The sequence below is a fragment of the Laedolimicola intestinihominis genome (genome assembly GCF_040096155.1).
Lineage (GTDB): Bacteria > Bacillota > Clostridia > Lachnospirales > Lachnospiraceae > Laedolimicola > Laedolimicola intestinihominis.
This window is the reverse complement of record NZ_JBBMFE010000002.1, coordinates 220,040-238,779: the sequence shown is the minus strand read 5'-3', so window position 1 is coordinate 238,779 and position 18,740 is coordinate 220,040. Positions and strand designations below refer to the sequence as shown.

Annotated in this window: 15 protein-coding genes; 13 read left to right on the top strand and 2 right to left on the bottom strand. The window is 51.5% G+C overall.

Going from position 1 to position 18,740, the window contains the following annotated elements; translation table 11 throughout:
* Positions 1–16: 16 nt before the first annotated feature.
* From WMO29_RS03475 to WMO29_RS03465, 3 genes are all read left to right on the top strand, one after another.
* Positions 17–985 carry an ABC transporter permease gene (locus tag WMO29_RS03475; protein ID WP_349163782.1) on the top strand — a complete coding sequence of 323 codons (969 nt, stop codon included), beginning with the start codon at positions 17–19 and terminating at the stop codon, positions 983–985.
* A gap of 56 nt (positions 986–1,041) precedes the next feature.
* Complete coding sequence (locus tag WMO29_RS03470; protein ID WP_349163781.1) at positions 1,042–2,070, top strand: substrate-binding domain-containing protein; 1,029 nt, start codon at positions 1,042–1,044, stop codon at positions 2,068–2,070.
* Between the two features lie 107 nt (positions 2,071–2,177).
* On the top strand, positions 2,178–3,509 hold the full coding sequence (locus tag WMO29_RS03465) for a sedoheptulokinase (RefSeq protein WP_349163779.1): 1,332 nt from the start codon (positions 2,178–2,180) through the stop codon (positions 3,507–3,509).
* Here the strand turns inward: WMO29_RS03465 and WMO29_RS03460 are convergent.
* Both WMO29_RS03460 and WMO29_RS03455 read right to left on the bottom strand, forming a co-directional pair.
* Entirely contained in the window at positions 3,469–6,021 is a 2,553-nt protein-coding gene (locus tag WMO29_RS03460; RefSeq protein ID WP_349163778.1) for a YfhO family protein, read from the bottom strand. The genes WMO29_RS03465 and WMO29_RS03460 overlap by 41 nt on opposite strands.
* A 37-nt stretch (positions 6,022–6,058) precedes the next feature.
* A complete protein-coding gene (locus WMO29_RS03455) occupies positions 6,059–6,799 on the bottom strand; it encodes an O-fucosyltransferase family protein (RefSeq protein WP_349163777.1) in 741 nt (246 codons plus the stop codon).
* 177 nt (positions 6,800–6,976) lie between these two features.
* Between WMO29_RS03455 and WMO29_RS03450 the strand changes: the two genes are divergently transcribed.
* From WMO29_RS03450 to WMO29_RS03405, 10 genes are all read left to right on the top strand, one after another.
* Positions 6,977–10,006: a fucose pyrophosphorylase domain-containing protein gene (locus WMO29_RS03450; RefSeq protein WP_349163776.1), complete on the top strand. Its 3,030-nt coding sequence runs from the start codon at positions 6,977–6,979 to the stop codon at positions 10,004–10,006.
* Between the two features lie 11 nt (positions 10,007–10,017).
* Entirely contained in the window at positions 10,018–11,223 is a 1,206-nt protein-coding gene (locus tag WMO29_RS03445; RefSeq protein WP_349163774.1) for a glycosyltransferase, read from the top strand.
* A gap of 4 nt (positions 11,224–11,227) precedes the next feature.
* The gene (locus WMO29_RS03440) at positions 11,228–11,974 is read left to right on the top strand and encodes a glycosyltransferase family 2 protein (protein ID WP_349163773.1); all 747 of its coding nucleotides are present in this window, start codon (positions 11,228–11,230) and stop codon (positions 11,972–11,974) included.
* A gap of 80 nt (positions 11,975–12,054) precedes the next feature.
* On the top strand, positions 12,055–12,756 hold the full coding sequence (locus WMO29_RS03435) for a glycosyltransferase (protein WP_178038760.1): 702 nt from the start codon (positions 12,055–12,057) through the stop codon (positions 12,754–12,756).
* Entirely contained in the window at positions 12,753–13,112 is a 360-nt protein-coding gene (locus tag WMO29_RS03430) for a DUF2304 family protein (protein ID WP_178038761.1), read from the top strand. The genes WMO29_RS03435 and WMO29_RS03430 overlap by 4 nt, the downstream gene beginning before the upstream one ends.
* 4 nt (positions 13,113–13,116) lie before the next feature.
* Positions 13,117–14,745 (top strand): DUF6056 family protein, encoded by a 1,629-nt coding sequence (locus WMO29_RS03425; protein ID WP_349163772.1) that lies wholly within the window; start codon positions 13,117–13,119, stop codon positions 14,743–14,745.
* Positions 14,746–14,755: 10 nt separating this feature from the next.
* Positions 14,756–15,622, top strand: a complete 867-nt coding sequence (gene rfbD, locus WMO29_RS03420; protein ID WP_178038763.1) for a dTDP-4-dehydrorhamnose reductase — start codon at positions 14,756–14,758, stop codon at positions 15,620–15,622.
* A 31-nt stretch (positions 15,623–15,653) separates the two neighbouring features.
* Positions 15,654–16,607: a glycosyltransferase gene (locus tag WMO29_RS03415; RefSeq protein ID WP_178038764.1), complete on the top strand. Its 954-nt coding sequence runs from the start codon at positions 15,654–15,656 to the stop codon at positions 16,605–16,607.
* Positions 16,608–16,620: 13 nt separating this feature from the next.
* Positions 16,621–17,823, top strand: a complete 1,203-nt coding sequence (locus tag WMO29_RS03410) for a putative hexosyltransferase (RefSeq protein WP_349163771.1) — start codon at positions 16,621–16,623, stop codon at positions 17,821–17,823.
* Entirely contained in the window at positions 17,823–18,725 is a 903-nt protein-coding gene (locus WMO29_RS03405; protein ID WP_349163770.1) for a hypothetical protein, read from the top strand. Before WMO29_RS03410 ends, WMO29_RS03405 begins: the two co-directional genes overlap by 1 nt.
* Positions 18,726–18,740 lie beyond the last annotated feature (15 nt).

Here is an 18,740-nt window from a genome sequence, read left to right as displayed (position 1 = left end):
TTAGGAGGAGAAGGGTTTGAGTACAGGTAAAATCAGCAACGATAAGAGTTATCAGAGACAGCTCTTTATCAAGCGGTACGGAATTGTATTTGTCATGATTGGCATGATTCTTCTGCTTACAGTAATAACAGAGAATTTTTTGTCTTATAACAATATTTTAAATGTGCTTTCCACCATTTCCATTAATGGCTGTATTGCGCTTGGAATGTGTATTGTTATTACGGCAGGTGGTATCGACCTGACAGTAGGAGCGCTTCTGGCCTGGGGGTCTGTAGTAGCAGGCTTGGTTTTGAAGTCAACGCATAGCATACCATTGGCCTGTGTGACTGCATTGGTTACATGCGCAGTGATGGGAGTTGTTACGGGATTGATGATTGCGCAGTTTGATTTATTTCCGTTTGTAGCGACTCTGGCCATGCAGTTGGTGATCCGGGGACTGGCGACAGCCTTAAGCGGCGGAGCCTCTTTCCCGGTAGCGGTATCCGCATTTACTAAAATCGGACTCGGTAAGGTGTTTGGAGTTGTGCCAATTCCGGCGCTGATTCTTCTGGTACTGGCGGTTATTGCTTACATATTAATGCATTGGACCAAATTTGGCCGTTATGTCTATGCGATTGGAGGCAATCGCGACGCGGCAATTGCCTCTGGTGTGAATGTGTATTGGGTTACCGTATGGACTTATGTTATTTCCGGAATTTTTACCGGTGTGGCGGCTCTGATTATGACAGCGAAGATCAATGCATCCCAGCCGAATATTGGTACCGGATACGAAACAGACGCCATTGCGGCCTGTGTAATTGGTGGAACATCTTTTGCGGGAGGCGTATCGACTATTCCGGGAACAGTTGTGGGTATTGTCATCATTGGTCTTATTTACAACGGTATGAACCTACTGGGTGTCGAATCCTACTGGCAGACAGTATGTAAGGGTGTGTTGATTGTCCTGGCAGTGTTGCTGGATAAGGCGATGAACAAGAGAAGATAGGGAGAAGATTTGCTGCGGGGTGCAGTAAAGATAAAAAAAACAAGGAGGGTTTTACAATGAAAAAGAAAGTATTGGCAATGATTATGACAGTAGCTATGGCAGTTGGAATGCTGGCAGGATGTGGAGGCAAGACAGAAGAGCCGGCGGCAGATGCGGCTGCGACTGAAAGTACGACGACGGACACAGAAGCAACGACAGCTACATCTGGCGATATAAAGATTGCTTATATGGCAAAGAATGTAGTAGATGCATTTCATGTAGGTATGAATGGCTATGTGGGAGAGCAGCTTGATAAGCTGAAGGAAGAAGGATTGATTACAGGATGGCAGCTCTTTGATGCGACAACAGACCCGGCTATTCAGGTGAGCGAACTGGAAGACGCAATCAATAATGGTTTTAATTTCTTCCTTCTGCAGCCTTGTGAGGCGGCAGGATCTGACCCGGTTGTTTTGCGTTGCGCGGAAGAAGGCTTCCCCTGTGTAGTTATCAATTCTACCACAGAGTCTACGATGGAAAAGGCAACAGGTTACGCTGGTTCCGATGATGAGCTGGCAGGCGAGATGATGGGCGATTATATCAACGAAAAGGTTCCGGGAGCAGGGACTTATGTACATATGATGGGTGTGGTAGGAAGTTCCGCTCAGATTCAGAGAGGCGCCGGTATTGAAAAGACTATGACGGCAGATAAGGGCTGGACAAATGGCGGAGATTATGCAGCAGAGTGGCTGGCAGAGAAAGCGGTAGGATTTGCCACAGATGCGATTACTCAGTATGGTGATAAGCTGACTGCTATCGTATGTGATAATGATGACATGTCTTCTGCAGTTCAGGCGTATTGCAACTCGGTAAACAGAAGCGATATCGTATGTATCGGTGTAGATGGTAACGAAGGACCGCTTACCATGGTAAAAGAGGGAACACTTGGCGCAACCGTATATCAGGATGGTATCGGACAGTGTGATTACGCAATCAATACCATTACACGTGCGCTGCTTACAGGTAATACCGATGGTGTAGAGATGTTTAAGACAGATATTCCGTTTGTGCTTGTAACATCCGAAAATGTGGATCAGTATCTGAAATAATCAAAAGTGTCAATGATACAGACGCAAAATACGAGGGGAACTATCCCCTTGTATTTTGCGTTAAGAATCAGTTTTAAATAGCCGGGAAAGGGCAGAGAAAGAGATAAATGAAGGTAATAGGAATTGATATCGGAACGACGACCGTCAGTGCAGTGGTGCTGGAGACAGACGGACATGGCGGACAGAAGCTTTTGACATCCAGAACCATTGCCAACGGAAGCTTTTTAAAGGGCGCAGACTGGGAACGGATTCAGGATGCGGAAAAGCTGACAGATAAGGCTAAGGCAGTGCTGGATGAGCTTCTGGCGGCATATCCGGAGACGGAGGCCATTGGCCTGACCGGGCAGATGCATGGTATCGTGTATACAGACCGGGAAGGACGGGCTGTGAGTCCTTTGTATACATGGGAGGATGGAAGAGGCGATCAGCGGGAGTTTGACGGAGAGACGGCGGCTTCTTGGATTCGAAAAAATTGTGGGATTCCTGCGGCTACCGGATTTGGACTGGTGACTCATTTCTACCAGAGCAGGAAGAAACAGGTACCGGAGAGCGCGGTTTCCATGGGAACCATTTCAGATTATTTCGCTATGAAGCTGACGGGCCGAAAGAAGCCGTTGGTACATGCATCTAATGCAGCCAGTATAGGTTTTTATGATACAAAGCAACGTTGCTTTTGCGAGGATAAGATTCGTCTGGCAGAAATGGATCCGGCTATCCTTCCGGATACGGCGAATGAGATGGAAGCAGTGGGAAGCTATCAGGGAATTCCGGTGACTGTGGCCCTTGGAGATAATCAGGCCAGTTTTCTCGGTTCCGTAGGAATGCAGGAACAGGTATGGCAGCTGAATGTGGGAACGGGTGGACAGCTTTCCGTACTTTCCCATGAGCATTTTGAAACAGAGGGAATAGAAGCCAGACCGTTTTTGCATGGAGCCTGGATTCTGACAGGCGCTATCCTCTGCGCGGGAAGGGCTTATGCATGTCTGGAAAAATTCTTTCGAAGCTGCGCGGAGGCTCTGGGAGTAGAAGAATGCTCCTGCTATGCTATGATGGCAGAGCTTGCCGGGAAAGCAGCTGCGGATGCGGATGGTTTCCGGGTGACAACGCTGTTCCAGGGAACGCGGACCTATCCGGAATTGCGCGGTCATATAGAGGGGATCAGTGAGAATAATTTTCTGCCGGAAAATCTTACATTGGGTGTGATTCAGGGAATCGCGCGGGAATATTATGAGCTATATCAGGTGATTCATGAGGGAACAGGACTGGAAGCCAGAGTAATCAATGGTTCCGGAAATGGGCTGAGAAAGAATCTGTTTTTACAAAAAGCTATTTCTGATATGTTTAAAGCTCCGCTCATCCTGACAGATTTGCAGGAAGAGGGAGCTTCCGGAGCAGCGCTTAGTGCCGCTCTTTATTTGCATGAAAGTGCTGGAAGATAAGAAGGCTGAGCCACACAATTCCAGCCAGCATACTGATCCAAATCCCGGCCTTCATGCCGGGCGGATCGAAGCACAGCCGGATCTCATGCTCTCCGGCAGTCAGCCTTGCGCCCGCAAAGGCGGTATTGACGGTGACCAGATCAGTCTTTTCACCGTCCACGAAAAGCGTCATTCCCTTCTGCATGGGAATGGAAGTAACGAACCAGGTATCCTCGTCTGTCGAAGCGCGGCAGGCGAGGATTTCGTTTTTCTCTGTATCCAGTGATTCCACAGAATTCCAGCTTTTTTCCTGAAAGACCGAAGCGTCCAGAAGACCGAACCGGATATTTCTCAGGGTGTAATGTCCTTTGGGCAGCTTGATTTTTAATTTTGTAAGTTCCTTCTCGGCGGAAGCCAGGAACTGATACTGGAAGGCTTCATTTCCGTTGGGATAGGCAGCGCTGGGGGCAGACAGCTTATTTTTCACGCCGTTGATGGTGATGGTGACAGCCTTTCCGGTGTGGTTGACCACATCGAATTTCAGAAGCAGGAGCTGCTTCTGGATGGGCTGCTTGAAGGTCAGGGTGACGGTGCTGTCCCGGCTGACCTTCAGATCGTAGGAACGGTTCTTTATGTCTCCCGTGGTGGTGAGCTGTACTGTGGCCGGAATCTCTTTTGAAGACCACAGAGGTTGATAATAGCGGATTTCTGTGTGCCAGCCATCAGCATTTTTGGTAGAAACCTTTCCGGAAATGGTGGAAGCGTCAGCTTCGGACTCCGGAATTACAGTGGTACGGGTCAGGGCTTCGGCCTGTTCCCAGCCTTTAATCCGGTTGAACAGGGTATCGGTCATGGTGTCGGTGGTCAGATAGGCTGTCGGCAATACAGACGTATTTTCCGAAACTGCGGTTTTGCCGTCTTCCCAGAGCACCCGGTAGCCCGCAGGCACATGGGACGGGCTGGTCTCCAGATAGCGGACGCCCATGAAGTTCAGCAAAAACGGGTTGTTGGCGGTAAGGATGGCCAGTCGGTTGTTGATCTGCACCGGCGTTTTCAGGTAGTCGTAGTACACCTGAGAATATTCGTTGCTGTAGACCGACGAGTACATGGAGCTTTTGCTGCGGACCGATGAGGCCTCCCGGTTGCCATTGACTAACGGGTGAACCAGTGAATCGTAGCGGTACAGGGAGTCCGTATACAGGGCCAGCGCCGGTTTGTCGAGGGCGGCGTCCATATCGGCCTGGGTGACAAATTCTTCCTTCGAAGCCGAGCGCAGGAAAAAGAGGCAGGGTATAATCAGAAGACAGAGGAACGCAAAGCGTGACAGCAGGTAGCGAAGCCTGGAGCCCGGCATAGACGTGACGCCCTCGGAAGCCTCCGCCCGCTCCTCGCTGACCGCCATAGCCAGCAGCACTACAGCCAGCAGAAAGATGAAATCCGTCAGCACCAGCGTCCAGTAGCTCTTATGCAGGTAGCGGAAAATGACGGCAAAGAGCAATGGGAACGGCCAGAGCTGCCAGCGTTCCCGCCCATTTTTCAGATCCGACAGAATCAGCGCACAGTGGAGCAGCAAAAGCGGCAGAAAGGGCATCAGAATCTTCGCCCGGGCATAAAGGGTCGCGTTTAATAAATAGGAAATACCGCCCCAGAGGAACAGCAGAAGAAAAGTCAGGCTGATAGCCCGGTATTTTCGGATGGCGACGCCCAGTATTACCAGATACAGGACGATAAGGGTCACGCCCAGCCCGTAGGAGCTGTAAAGCAGGGATTGGAAATCTTCAAAAAAGGTGGCCAGTCCCGCGTCGCCTGAGGTCGAAGCGCGCCGGTGTTCCAGAATGGACAGGCCGGTGGGCAGAAGCAGGGCGAAGGCCATGAAGCCGCCCAGAGCGCAGGATACGAACCAGGGGCGGAAAAAATATTTACCGGACAGCCAGGCCCAGTACCAGCCGATGACCACGAAGCAGGCCGGTGCATAGTAGAAGCTGTGGAGGCAGATGAGCAGCATCCACAGCGGCAGCAGGGCCGGCATCCGCCGGGGGCTCTTTTTTACCGCCAGCAGGGCCAGCAGCAGGAACGGCATGTAATTCACGAACATCAGCTGCCGGTGTGTATGGAAAAAACAGGAAGCAGTCAGAAAGAGGACGCTTCCCATAAAAGAGTCAAAGCCGGACAGGTTATGCCGCCGGAGCAGCAGATAAAAGAGCAGGACGCTTAAAAGATAGCCGCCCAGTGCATAGGCAATGACGATTTTGTACATAGAAACTGCGGGCAGCAGGCACCCGAGCAGGATGTCCGGTCTGAGATACCCGTAATAAGAAAACTGAAAGCCATTGCTGCCGCCGCCCAGAGAAAGGTATGTGGGCAGAAGCGTCTTCTGTTCCAGCATGGCGGTACGGATGGTCTCCGCCAGGGCAGTGTGCTGGCTCAGCCAGTCGGTGGTGGAGCCGTAAACGCAGCCTGCAGGGAGCGACAGACGTATAAGCAGTGCAAAAAGACCGGTCAGAAGCACCGGATAAATCCATTTTCGAGTCATAAAATCTCCTTAGATGTCTGGTGATACAGGTCGCGGGCTACTCGCCTGCGATGATTTTTTCAATGCCATGCATATCCGCAGCTGTGTCCGTAAAGGAGCTCCAGTAGCTGCCGATAATCTTGTCGCTGGCGGCCAGGCAATAGAGATCCAGAAGAGCGTCGTGCATGCCGGCCACGGAATTGCGGTCGATGGTTCGGGATTGATTGCTGATGATTTTTCCCGGGAACCGGCTGCGAAGCAGCTCTTCCTCGCTCTGGTCGTCGGTGGCCAGGAAGAACCGGGTCTCCGGGTGCGCTGTCAGCTCCTTTTCCATCTCGGCAATAAACTGTTCCGTGGTGCTCTTTCCCATGGAAACCGCATTGTCGGTGCGGCGGATATGGACGCCTACACAGCGGGGCGCAAAGTCTCTGGTAAATGTGTCCACACGCTTCTGAAGCGTGTCGGTGGGCACAAAGAGGGAATAGTCCTTCGTCGGATCAAAGCGCTCGCAGGTGAAGATATAGACCCGCTTTTTCAATGCCCGATAAAAGTCGTCGTTCAGGCGGTCATCCGTCTTGTTATTGCGGATATCGTCGTCGCCGAAGCGCTGGCCTGCGGAAAGCTGGTAATAGAGCTTCCTGGGATCCTTCAGGGAATGGATGTTGATGAGTGTGATATCCGGCTCAAGGATTGGCTGAAACAGATCCTCAAAGGCGGCGTTCAGTTCCGGATTCAGATACCAGAGGATGACCAGCTTTTCCTTTCTGCGCTTCGCAAGCTTCATTGCGGAATTTATCACGCGCATCCTATTGCATAAACCGCCGGAAGGTTGTATTATTAACATAGTATACCCTGCCGTAGCTACGGACAGGTCATGCGACGGAAGCAGCTACGGTTGCCTTTCATTTTTATATCGATTGTAATAGGTAACGCGGATATTATAGCATTCTGCCCGAATGCACACAAGGGAGAACTTATGAAACCACAGAAAATTAAGAATCTGTTTTTACGACAGAGCTATCAGGACGCCTGGGAGGAATACGAAAAATCTCTGACCAGGAAATATTTTATTCACTGGGACTATGTGATTCTGACCGCCTCCAATAAGGAGCAGGCTGACGCTTACCAGACGCAGATTGACGCCAGACTGGAAGCGGGAAGACTGCCGAAGGAGACCATCTACCGGGTGCTGCCCGATCCGGACGGCAAGCGGGTAGGCAGCGGCGGAGCCACCTTCCATGTGATGAAATATTTAAGCGAGCAGGGCGAGGGCGCGGACTTTTTCAGGGGAAAACGAATCCTGGTGATTCATTCCGGCGGTGACTCCAAGCGGGTGCCCCAGTATTCGGCCTGTGGAAAATTATTTTCACCGGTACCCAGGGAACTGCCGGACGGACGGCGTTCCACCCTGTTTGACGAATTTATGATCGGAATGGCGGGTATGCCGTCCCGGTTCAGAGAGGGCATGCTGGTGCTCTCCGGTGATGTGCTGCTTTTATTTAACCCGCTGCAGATTGATTTTACATTCCACGGAGCAGCGGCCATTTCCATCAAGGAGGACGTGGATACGGGAAAGGATCACGGCGTATTCCTGGGTGACGAGAGCGGTTACGTGGCTAACTTCCTGCACAAGCAGAGCGTGGAGCATCTGCGGGAGCTTGGCGCGGTGAACAGTCAAAATGCGGTGGATCTGGATACCGGAGCCATTATGCTGGACTGCGATCTTCTGGAAAGCCTGTTCTCCCTGATTGGCGAAAACGGAAAAATCGTTCCGGAGAAATATGACCGCTTTGTCAACGAGCGGGCGCGCATCAGCTTTTATGGGGATTTCCTGTACCCGCTGGCGTCCCGATCCACTTTTGAGCAATTTTTAAAAGAGAAGCCGGAGGGTGAATTCTGCCCGGAGCTTTTAGCCTGCAGGAAAGAGATTTGGGAGGTCCTGCATCCCTATTCTCTGAAGCTTTTGTGCCTGTCTCCGGCTCAGTTTATCCATTTTGGAACGACCCATGAGCTGCTGAAGCTGGTGACGGAGGACATCGACAACTATGAGTTCCTGGACTGGAAGCGACAGGTTCTGGGTGTGGAGGAGTCGGAGGACGCCAACGCCTGCAGCAACAGCTATATCGAGAGAAATACGAAGATTGCGGAATCTTCCTATATAGAAGACAGTTATATCTACGACGGCAGCCAGGTGGGAGAAGTCTGCGTGATTTCTGCGGTGACCCTGCGGGGGGAGAAGATCCCGGAAAATACGGCACTGCATGGATTAAAGCAGAAGGACGGCTGCTTTGTGGTGCGCGTCTATGGCGTGCAGGATAACCCGAAGGTGACGCTGGAGGATGGCGGAGCCTTCCTGAACGGTACCTTGCCGGAGTTTCTGGTAAATGCAGGCATGCAGCCGGAAGACCTCTGGGAAAATGCGGAAGGTACTCATTACCTCTGGACCGCGAAGCTTTATCCGGTGTGTGAAACTATCGAGGAAGCTGTGGCAGCAGCCATGAGAATTCTGGCTATTGCGGATGGCACGGCGGACGCGGCGACGCTTATCTGGTATTGCAGCCAGAAACGTCTGAGCCTGCAGGAGAGCTTTGAGCAGGCTGACGTAAAGGAAATTACCGCATGGCAGGCGAAGCTTGGTACAAGAGTGAGAATTGCCAGATTTTTACTGATGCTGGAGGAGCGCAAAAGCATCGAAGAAACCAGGACGGTTTTTGGCGAGCAGGGTGTGACGGCTTCCCAGGTGGAGAAGCTGCGTGACATTGCGGAGCAGTCGGACTTCAGTATCCGCATGCGTATTTACTATTATTTATCGAAAATGACGACCGGTCAGGTCAGCGAGGATTTGGAAAATCAGTGTTTCCGCTACCTCTGCGACAGCTTATATGAGGCCAGCATCGGCAAGACCCCGGCGGAGGAGCCATACCACATCACAAAGGATGAAGTGAAGGTGGAGCTGCCCATCCGTGTGAATTTCGGCGGCGGCTGGTCCGATACGCCGCCTTACTGCAACGAGCATGGCGGCACAGTGCTCAATGCGGCGGCGAAGCTGAACGGTATTCTGCCGGTGATTGTGACCGTGAAAAAGATAGACAAGCCCTGTATTGCGCTGGCAAGTACCGATTCAGGTGCTTACGATGAATTTACGGATGTGAAGGCATTGCAGAGCTGCCGGGATCCCTTTGATACCTATGCCCTTCACAAAGCTGCGCTTCTGGCCTGCGGCATCGTGCCCCTGAACCGGGAGACAACGCTTAAGGAGCTTCTTGGTAAGCTTGGCGGCGGTCTGTACCTGTCCACAGCGGTTATGGGAATTCCCAGAGGTTCCGGTCTTGGCACCAGCAGTATCCTGGCGGGTGCCTGTGTGAAAGCTATTTTCGAATACATCGGGAAAAAAGTGACTGAAAATGAATTATATACTCATGTGCTCTGCATGGAGCAGCTCATGAGCACCGGCGGCGGCTGGCAGGATCAGGTGGGCGGCCTCACCGACGGTATCAAGCTGGTGACGACCAGGCCGGGGCTGATGCAGAATATCGAAGTCCAACATCTTCAGATTCCGGAGGAGGCGCTTCAGGAGCTGAAGGACCGGTTTGTACTGATTTATACGGGGCAGCGCAGACTTGCCCGGAATCTGCTCCGGGAGGTGGTCGGCGGCTATATCGGCTCCAATCCCAATTCCCTGCAGGTGCTTTATGAGATTCAGCAGGTGGCGGTTCTGATGAAGTTTGAACTGGAAAAGGGTAATGTCGACGGGTTCGCAGAGCTTCTGGAACGGCACTGGGAACTGTCCAGACGTCTGGACGGCGGCAGCACCAATACCTGTATCGATCAGATTTTCCTAAGCTGCGAGGAGCTATTAGAAGCCCGGATGATCTGCGGCGCCGGCGGAGGCGGCTTCCTGCAGGCCATTCTGAAAAAGGGCTGCACGAAGGAGCAGCTCCGGGAGCGGATCCGCAGCGTGTTCCAGGACAGCGGCGTGGACGTATGGGACTGTGAGTTAGTATAAGGAGTATCATTTTGAAAGTATTACAGATTAATACCATCTGCGGAAGCGGAAGCGTGGGCCGTATCACGGTGGATATCGTACATGCCCTGGAGGAACAGGGAGACGAGGGAATGGTGGCCTTTGGCCGCCGGACCGGGCCGGAGGGAATCCCCACGTATAAATTCGGAACGGACCTGGACATGGGCTTCCATGTGCTTCATACCTTTTTCCGGGGGGAGCACGGCTTTGCTTCCAAAAAGCAGACGGGCAGACTGATAGAAAAGATCAAGGAATATGATCCGGATATCATTCATCTCCACAATATCCACGGCTTTTACCTGGACGTGGAGCAGCTGTTTTGGTATCTGAAGCAGGCCGGGAAGCCGGTAGTCTGGACGCTCCATGACTGCTGGAGCTTTACGGGACATTGCGCCCATTTTGATTATATCGGCTGTATGAAATGGAAGACAGGCTGCGGAAGCTGCCCCCAGTACCGTAGCGTCTATCCCTATGCGTTATTTAAGGACAATACAGCCTCCAATTACCAGAGAAAAAAGGCAGCCTTTACCGGCGTGCCTTCCCTGACGGTGGTGACCCCCTCCCGGTGGCTGGCAGGCTACGCAAAAGAGTCCTATCTGGGAGAGTATCCGGTGCAGGTGATTCCCAACGGGATCGCCCTGGATAAATTTCATCCGGTGGATCAGGGACTCCGCAGGAAACTGGGCTTCGAGGGAAAATACATTCTTCTGGGCGTGGCAAGTATGTGGGAGGAACGGAAGGGTTATGCTTATTTTGAACAGCTGGCGGATCGGCTGCCCGATGACTATCAGATTATTTTAATCGGTTTATCGAAGCGGAAGATGAAAAAGCTGCACCCGAAGATTCACGGAGTTATGCGTACCAACAGCATGGAAGAACTGGCGGAGTACTATTCCATGGCAGACGCCTATGTGAATACCACCCTGGAGGATACCTTCCCCACGACGAATCTGGAGGCCCTGGCCTGCGGAACCCCGGTTATTACCTTTGCCACCGGAGGAAGCGTGGAGTCTGTGGACGAAAGCTGCGGTAAGGTGGTTCCTAAGGGGGATGTGGAAGCCTTGGAGGCGGCGGTGAAGGCCATGCGGTCAGAGCCGGATAAGCGGGAGGCCTGTCTTGCAAAAGCGTCTCATTATGATAAGAACGAGCGGTTTCAGGATTATCTGAAGCTGTACGCGAAGCTATTACACGAGGAGTAAAATTATGGAAAATCCAAAGGTTTCGATCATTACGACGACCTATAATGATAAAGAAAATCTGAAAAAAATCATTGCCCAGGTGAAGAAGCAGGATTATGACAATATCGAGTATGTCATCGTGGACGGCGGTTCCACCGATGGCACCCGGGAGGTCATTGCGGAGGCAGAGGCATATTTCGGCGATCGGCTGAAATGGATTTCCGAGAAGGACAAGGGAATCTATGACGCCATCAACAAGGGAATCCGACTGTCCACCGGCGATATCTTAGGCTGCTGCTTCGACCAATATGCAGGCCCGGACGTCATCAGTAAGATGGTGGCCATCATGGAAAAGGAGGGCACGGACGGCGTACACGGCGACCTCTATTATATGGAGGGCGACAAGGTGGTGCGCTACTGGCACCAGGGCCAGGGTAATATCCGCTGCGGCTGGATGCCCGGTCATCCGACCCTGTATCTGAAGAAAAGTGTGTATGACAAATACGGCCTTTATAAGACCGATTACCGGATTTCCGCGGATTATGAGTTTATGATCCGGATTCTGAAGAATAAGAAAGTGAAGTTATCTTACTTGCCGGAGGTGTTGATTTACATGTCCCACGGCGGCACCAGTACGAACAGTCTGGGAGCGTATCTGGCCGGAATGAAAGAGGGGCATCGGGCGCTTCGCGAGAATGGCGTGCGGTTCGCGTGGTTCATGGATTTGTGCAGAACGCTTCGTGTACTTGCACAGTTTATAAAAAAGATGTAAAATGTGACATACACTAAGGCATGCGAAGCGGCATCGAGCTGCATGCCTGGACGATCTATAAAACATAAGGAGACACACAGATGAAATGTCTGGTCATCATCCCCGCCTACAATGAAGAAGAAAACATTGTGCGCGTGGTGGAAAACCTGAAAAATAATTACCCGATGTATGACTATATCGTCATCAACGACGGATCCTCCGACAGCACGGCAAAAATCTGCCGGAAGAACGGCTATGAGCTGGTGGATCTGCCGGTGAACTTAGGGCTGGCCGGAGCCTTCCAGACGGGTCTCAAATACGCCTATCGGAATGGCTACGATTACGCCATCCAGTTTGACGCGGACGGACAGCACCGTCCGGAATTTATCGGCCCCATGCTGGACAAGATTCAGGAGGGCTACGATATCGTCATCGGTTCCCGGTTTGTGACCGAGAAGAAGCCCCATTCCTTACGGATGCTGGGCAGCAACCTGATTTCCATGGCCATGAAGCTGACCACCGGCCGCAGGGTCAAGGATCCCACTTCGGGCATGCGGATGTTCAATAAGAAAATGATAGCGGAATTCGCCCTGAATATGAACTACGGCCCGGAGCCGGATACGGTATCCTATCTTCTGAAGCAGGGCGCCACCATCGCCGAGGTTCAGGTGGAGATGGATGAGCGGATCGCAGGCGAGAGCTATCTGAACCTGACCAAATCTATGATGTATATGTTACGGATGCTTCTGTCGATTCTGCTGATTCAGAACTTCCGGAAGCGCAGGGAGGTGAAGGTTTCATGACACCGGTATTTCGCATTGTGCTGATTGTGGTATCACTCCTCAGCACCTATTATATTTTGAAGAAAATCCGTCAGTCCAAGCTGCAGATCGAATATGCGATCTTCTGGATTGTCTTTGCGGGCGTGCTGGTTATCATCAGCCTGTTCCCGTGGCTTGTGACCCTGTTTACGAGACTTCTGGGTATGCAGCTGCCGGTAAACTTCGTGTTTATGGTGTTCATCTTCATTCTGCTGCTGAAGCTGTTTATGATGACCATTGAGCTGTCTACCCTGGAAAATAAGGTAAAGGACCTGACCCAGGAGCTGGCTCTGGAGGAAAAGGAGCGGGCGGACGAACTGAAAGAAAAGGAGAATTAGAAACGTGGAAACAATATACGAGATTACCAGAAATCTCTGGGAAAAGTATGTAAACTGGATGAAAGACGAAAAGAATATGGCGAAGTTTCTGGTATGCTGCTTTGTACTGAGCCTGCTTCCGATTCTGGCATTGAGCTTCTTCAACCATCCGGTTATGGACGATTTTAACTATGGTATTCTGACCCGCCATGCCCTGGAGGAGAATTCCGGACTGGCTGTGATTCCGGCAGTGCTGCGGGCGGCGGTGCAGAGAGCGGAGAACCTGTGGCATGAGTGGCAGGGAACCTACAGCTTTGCGGTGATTGGAGCCCTGCGGCCCTCGATTATCTCTGAACGCCTGACCTTCATCCAGACCTTTATTCTGGTGGGCGTCATGGTGATTGGTTTTACTTATTTTATCGATGTCATGCTGCACCGAATCTTAGGTATGTCGAGAGCTGTGGCTGTCAGCGTGTCTGTGGTGGTACTGACGCTCTGCATCCAGTATGTCCCGGTGGGACTGGAAGCCTTTTACTGGTGGATTGGAAGCGTGGGATATACAGGATTTTTCTCCATGCTGCTGATTCTGATGGGGCTGATTGCCGACGGTATGCATAAAAAGCAGATTTCCGCAAAACGTATGGTGGGAATGATTCTGATCCTGATCCTGCTGGGCGGCGGCATGTATCCCAACGCGCTGCTGACAGCGGTATTGATGTTCCTGCTGTTCCTGGACGCGATCGTGGAAAAAAAGCGGTATCCGAAGAAGCTTCGGATTCAGCTGGGTTCCCTGTTTATCGTATACCTTCCGGCCTTTTTCCTGAATGTATTGGCTCCGGGCAACTATCGCCGCCAGTCCAATTTCCAGCCCCGTACCCCGATGGAGGCTATTTACAAGTCCTATACCAAGTCTCTGGACTATATGTTTAACGAGGCCACCAATGTGGTGATTGTGCTGGTGATTTTCGCTCTGTTCCTGGTGATGCTGTGGCAGCTGAAGAATACGAAGTTTTCCTTCCGGTGCCCGCTGATGTTTACCCTGGTAAGCTACAGCCTGGTGGTGGTTATGTGGGTTCCGGCCATCTTCGCCGTGCGTTTTATCTCCGGCGGCCGTTACTATAATATCTGCTTCTACGGTGTGATTCTGTTCTACGCGTCCAACGCCATTTACTATGCCGGATGGCTCAGACGGCAGTATGAGAAATGCGCGCAGGAGGTACAGGAGCTGCTGCGGAAAGCCACTCCGGTACTGCTGGGCGTGGCAGGCGTATGCTGTGTGGTCGTGGGAATGTGGAAGCTTAACATTGTAAACGATCTGGAAGAAATTACCTTTGCGACGGCGTTGAAATCCATGGTATATGGAGAGGCACAGGTATACGACAAGGAAATCCGCATGCGTGAGAAGCTTTATCACGATCCGGATGTCAAAGAGGTTGTAGTAGAAGAGGTTACCTACCGTCCGGAGCTGCTTTATTTCGGCACACTGACGCCGGATCCGGACGACAGCCGGAATCTGGCCATGTGCGATTATTATCATAAGGATTACATGATAAAGCATGTAGAAGAGGAAGAATCGTCTGGGGAGAATAGCGACGCTCAGACTGAGGATACAGAAAACGCAGACAATACAGAAGACGCTGAATCAGCAGAATAGGAGAAAAAAAATGAAAAAGATTATTGTGACAGGATGCAACGGACAGCTGGGACGGGCAGTGAATCAGCAGTATGCAGGCAGTACCGAGTATGAACTGGTAAATACCGATGTGGCAGAGCTGGATATCACCAAGGTGGATAAGGTACTGGAGCTTGCCAGAGAGGTAAAGCCCTACGCTATCATCAACTGCGCGGCTTACACCAATGTGGACAAGTGCGAGGTGGAGCAGGATCTGGCGTATAAGATCAACGCCATCGGAGCCCGCAACCTGGCTATCGCGGCAGCAGATACCGGAGCAAAGCTCATGCATATCTCTACCGACTATGTATTTCCGGGGGATGTATCCGCCCATCCACTGACGGAGTTTGACTCAGTAAGCCCCAAGAGCATGTACGGCGCAACCAAGCTGGCAGGCGAGAATTTCGTAAAAGATTTCGCAAATCAGTACTTTATCATCCGTACCGCATGGCTGTACGGCGACGGTCACAACTTCGCAAAGACCATGCTGAAGCTGGCGGAAAATAACGATAAGATCGGCGTAGTCATGGATCAGGTGGGAACCCCCACCAGCGCGGTAGAGCTGGCCAAGGCTATCAAATATCTGCTTCCGACCGACAATTACGGTCTGTTCCACGGTACCTGCGAGGGCGACACCAACTGGGCCGAGTTTGCGGCTACCGTACTTCGCCTGGCAGGCAGCAGGACTGAGATCGAGCCGATTACCTCAGAGGAGTACAAGCGCCGCTTCCCGAACTCCGCAGACCGGCCCGCATACTCCATTCTGGAGAACTATATGCTGAAGCTGACCACCGATTTCTCCTTCGCTTCCTGGCAGGACGCTATTGAAGTGTACATGAAGGAACTGCTGGCGAAATAACATTTGCACATAAGAGAAGGAGAGAAATCTGATGACAGGAAATGATATTTTATATCTGGTAATTCCCTGCTATAACGAGGAGGCTGTACTGCATGAGACCGCGAAGCAGCTTCTGGTGAAAATGAATTCCATGTTCGATCGGGGCATGATTTCCCGGGAGAGCAAAATCATGTTTGTAAATGATGGCTCCAGGGATAAGACCTGGGAAATTATCCGGGAGTTACATGAGTCTAACCCCATATATTCCGGTGTGAAGCTGTCCAGAAATAAGGGTCATCAGAACGCGCTTCTGGCCGGCCTGATGACGGCGAAGGAAAAGGCGGATATGGCCATTTCCCTGGACGCCGATCTGCAGGACGATGTGGACGTCATTGACAAGATGGTGGAGAAGTATTATGAGGGAAATGACGTGGTATACGGCGTCAGAAGCGCCCGGGATACGGACACCTTCTTTAAGAAATTTACTGCCGAGGGCTTTTATAAGATCATGCAGGCTATGGGCGTGGAAATCGTATTTAACCATGCAGATTACCGTCTTATGAGCAAGCGCGCCCTGGAAGGATTGTCTGAGTTTCGCGAGGTAAATCTGTTCCTGCGCGGTATCGTGCCACTCATTGGGTACAAGTCGGACATCGTCACCTACGAGCGTCATGAACGTTTCGCGGGCGAGTCCAAGTATCCGCTGAAGAAGATGCTTGCTTTTGCCACCGATGGGATCACTTCCTTCAGCATCAAGCCGATCCGTATGATTACCACCTGTGGTTTCCTGATTTTTGCCATCAGCCTGATTATGCTGATTTATTTCCTGGTGGTGCATTTCATGGGCAGAACCGTACACGGCTGGACCAGCACCATTGTGTCTATCTGGGCCATCGGCGGCCTGCAGCTTCTGGCTATCGGTATTGTGGGTGAATATATTGGAAAAATTTACCTGGAAACCAAGGCGCGCCCCAAGTATATTATTGAGACTGTACTGGATAAATAATTAGGAGAGTTTTATGAACAGCTTTTTGAAAAAGCGTGGGCTGAACCGGATGGATCTGTGCTATCTGGCGGCTCTGACGCTGATTGGCCTGGGTATCCGTGTCATCCTGCGTGTGGTGATTACAGACGACTGGCTGATGTACTGGGATCCGTGGATTTCTGATTTGAAGGAGATGGGATTTTCCTATCTGGCTACGGATCGCTATGATTATACACCGACCTTCGTTTATATTCTCTGGGCCATCAGCAGGCTGCCCATCAACCCGATGACGGCCTATAAGGGCCTGCACTGTGTGTTGGACTTTGTGGCGGCGGGCATTCTGGGAAAAATGATTTGGAAGGTTACCAGAAGCAAGCGCAAAGGCATCCTGTCCTACGGCCTGTTTCTCGTTGTGCCCACCATCTGGGCCAACAGCGCCCTGTGGGCCCAGTGCGACATTATTTTTATGACCTTTTTGCTGCTGTGCTTTTATTACCTGTTTGAGGACCGCCCCTGCAAAGCCATGTTTTTCTACGGGATGGCCTTTGTGTTTAAACTCCAGTCCCTGTTTATTTTCCCGTTCCTGGTGATTCTGTGGGTGAATAAAAAGGTGGATCTGAAACATTTTCTGTGGATCCCGGCGCTGTATTTCTTAAGTATCGTGCCGGCCTGGATTGCGGGACGGCCACTGATGGATCTGATCAATATCTACATGGCCCAGGGAGCCCAGGATGTCTGGTCCCTGTCCATCAAATGGCCGAATATCTATCAGATCATCGGAAATCAGTTCTTTTTGCTTGAATACACTTCGGCGGGCACGTGGCTGATTCTTGGTATCCTGATGGTCATCCTGTATGCCATGGCTCAGAAGCGCTACCGGATTACCAATGAATTCATCGTGCAGATGGCGCTGTTTTTCGCGATTCTGACGCCCTGGTTCCTGCCGCACATGCATGAGCGGTACGGCTGTGTGGCGGATATTCTGGCGATTATCTATGCCATGATGAATACGAAGAAATTCTATTTCCCATTGGTGCAGATTCTGGTGTCCTTCAATTCCTATATGGCTTACTTAAGCCATCTGGGTTCCGACGAGCCGACCATTTACTACGGCGTGTGGGCCATTGCAGAGCTTGGGCTGCTCGTCCTGGTGGGCCTGGATATCTGGCATTATATGCGGAATCCGGAGAACCAGATCCCTATGGAACAAGAGACTGTGAAGAAGGAGGCCGCGTGATGGATGAATTTTTGAGAAACTTCATTTCCAGAAAATGGAATGTGCGCGGCGTGACCTTTACCTTTCTGGATCTGCTGCTGGCAGTATGTATTACCGGTACAGGACTGGCGCTCCGCTCCACGGTCATCGAATATACGCCGACCGACACATGGAAGCTCTGTGCGGTTGTGCTGGAATTTGCGCTGGCGGTTCTGTGCGGCGCGATTGTACACAGTTATACGGGAAGCCGGCTGCGGGCTTTCCTGACCTACGCAATTTTGGCGATTTATCCCACGGCGGTGGCGAACGGCTCCCTGTGGAATATTAACTGTATTTATTATGTGATTCTGTTTTTCCTGGGTCTCTATCTCTACAGTCGGGGAAATGCGCTGCTTGGAACCGGAAGCATCCTGGCGGGGCTTCTGATCGCGGTGTTCCGCGTCCGTTCCTGGTGGATGACGCTTGACGTGGCCTATCCGGTGTCCTTGAATCGGGGGTGGCCGAATTTCTACGAGATTATCGGGAAAAATGCCTTTGTGGAGCTTTACGATAAGGTATCCCTGCTGATTCTCGCTGGTATGTTTTTAACTGGAATTTACTGGTTTGCTGATAAAAAGGTGAAGGTAACGAAGGACATGGTGCTTCGCATCTTCCTGTTTGCAGCGATTCTAGTGCCTTATTTTGCGCCCTATATGCCGGCCTGGGCCGGGTATACGGCGGATGTGGCGGCGCTCATCTACTTCATGCGCTGGCCGAAGCGGTTTTATCTGCCGATGCTGCATCTGATTGTGTCCTACAGTGCTTACGCGTACGCCATCAACGGCGAGACGAAGCTGCCGATGGTGGTATTTTCTGTACTGCTGCTGGCGATGCTTACGAATGTGGGCGTGGATCTTTATCGCGCGGCTGTGAAGGGCGAGTAACATTCCCCTATAGGA

Bases quoted from the DNA above. Each gene is read 5' to 3' on its own strand.
- WMO29_RS03435 (WP_178038760.1), top strand. From the start codon at position 12,055: ATGAAATGTCTGGTCATCATCCCCGCCTACAATGAAGAAGAAAACATT.
- WMO29_RS03440 (WP_349163773.1), top strand. From the start codon at position 11,228: ATGGAAAATCCAAAGGTTTCGATCATTACGACGACCTATAATGATAAA.
- rfbD (WP_178038763.1), top strand. From the start codon at position 14,756: ATGAAAAAGATTATTGTGACAGGATGCAACGGACAGCTGGGACGGGCA.
- WMO29_RS03465 (WP_349163779.1), top strand. From the start codon at position 2,178: ATGAAGGTAATAGGAATTGATATCGGAACGACGACCGTCAGTGCAGTG.
- WMO29_RS03415 (WP_178038764.1), top strand. From the start codon at position 15,654: ATGACAGGAAATGATATTTTATATCTGGTAATTCCCTGCTATAACGAG.
- WMO29_RS03470 (WP_349163781.1), top strand. From the start codon at position 1,042: ATGAAAAAGAAAGTATTGGCAATGATTATGACAGTAGCTATGGCAGTT.
- WMO29_RS03410 (WP_349163771.1), top strand. From the start codon at position 16,621: ATGAACAGCTTTTTGAAAAAGCGTGGGCTGAACCGGATGGATCTGTGC.
- WMO29_RS03430 (WP_178038761.1), top strand. From the start codon at position 12,753: ATGACACCGGTATTTCGCATTGTGCTGATTGTGGTATCACTCCTCAGC.
- WMO29_RS03450 (WP_349163776.1), top strand. From the start codon at position 6,977: ATGAAACCACAGAAAATTAAGAATCTGTTTTTACGACAGAGCTATCAG.
- WMO29_RS03460 (WP_349163778.1), bottom strand. From the start codon at position 6,021: ATGACTCGAAAATGGATTTATCCGGTGCTTCTGACCGGTCTTTTTGCA.
- WMO29_RS03405 (WP_349163770.1), top strand. From the start codon at position 17,823: ATGGATGAATTTTTGAGAAACTTCATTTCCAGAAAATGGAATGTGCGC.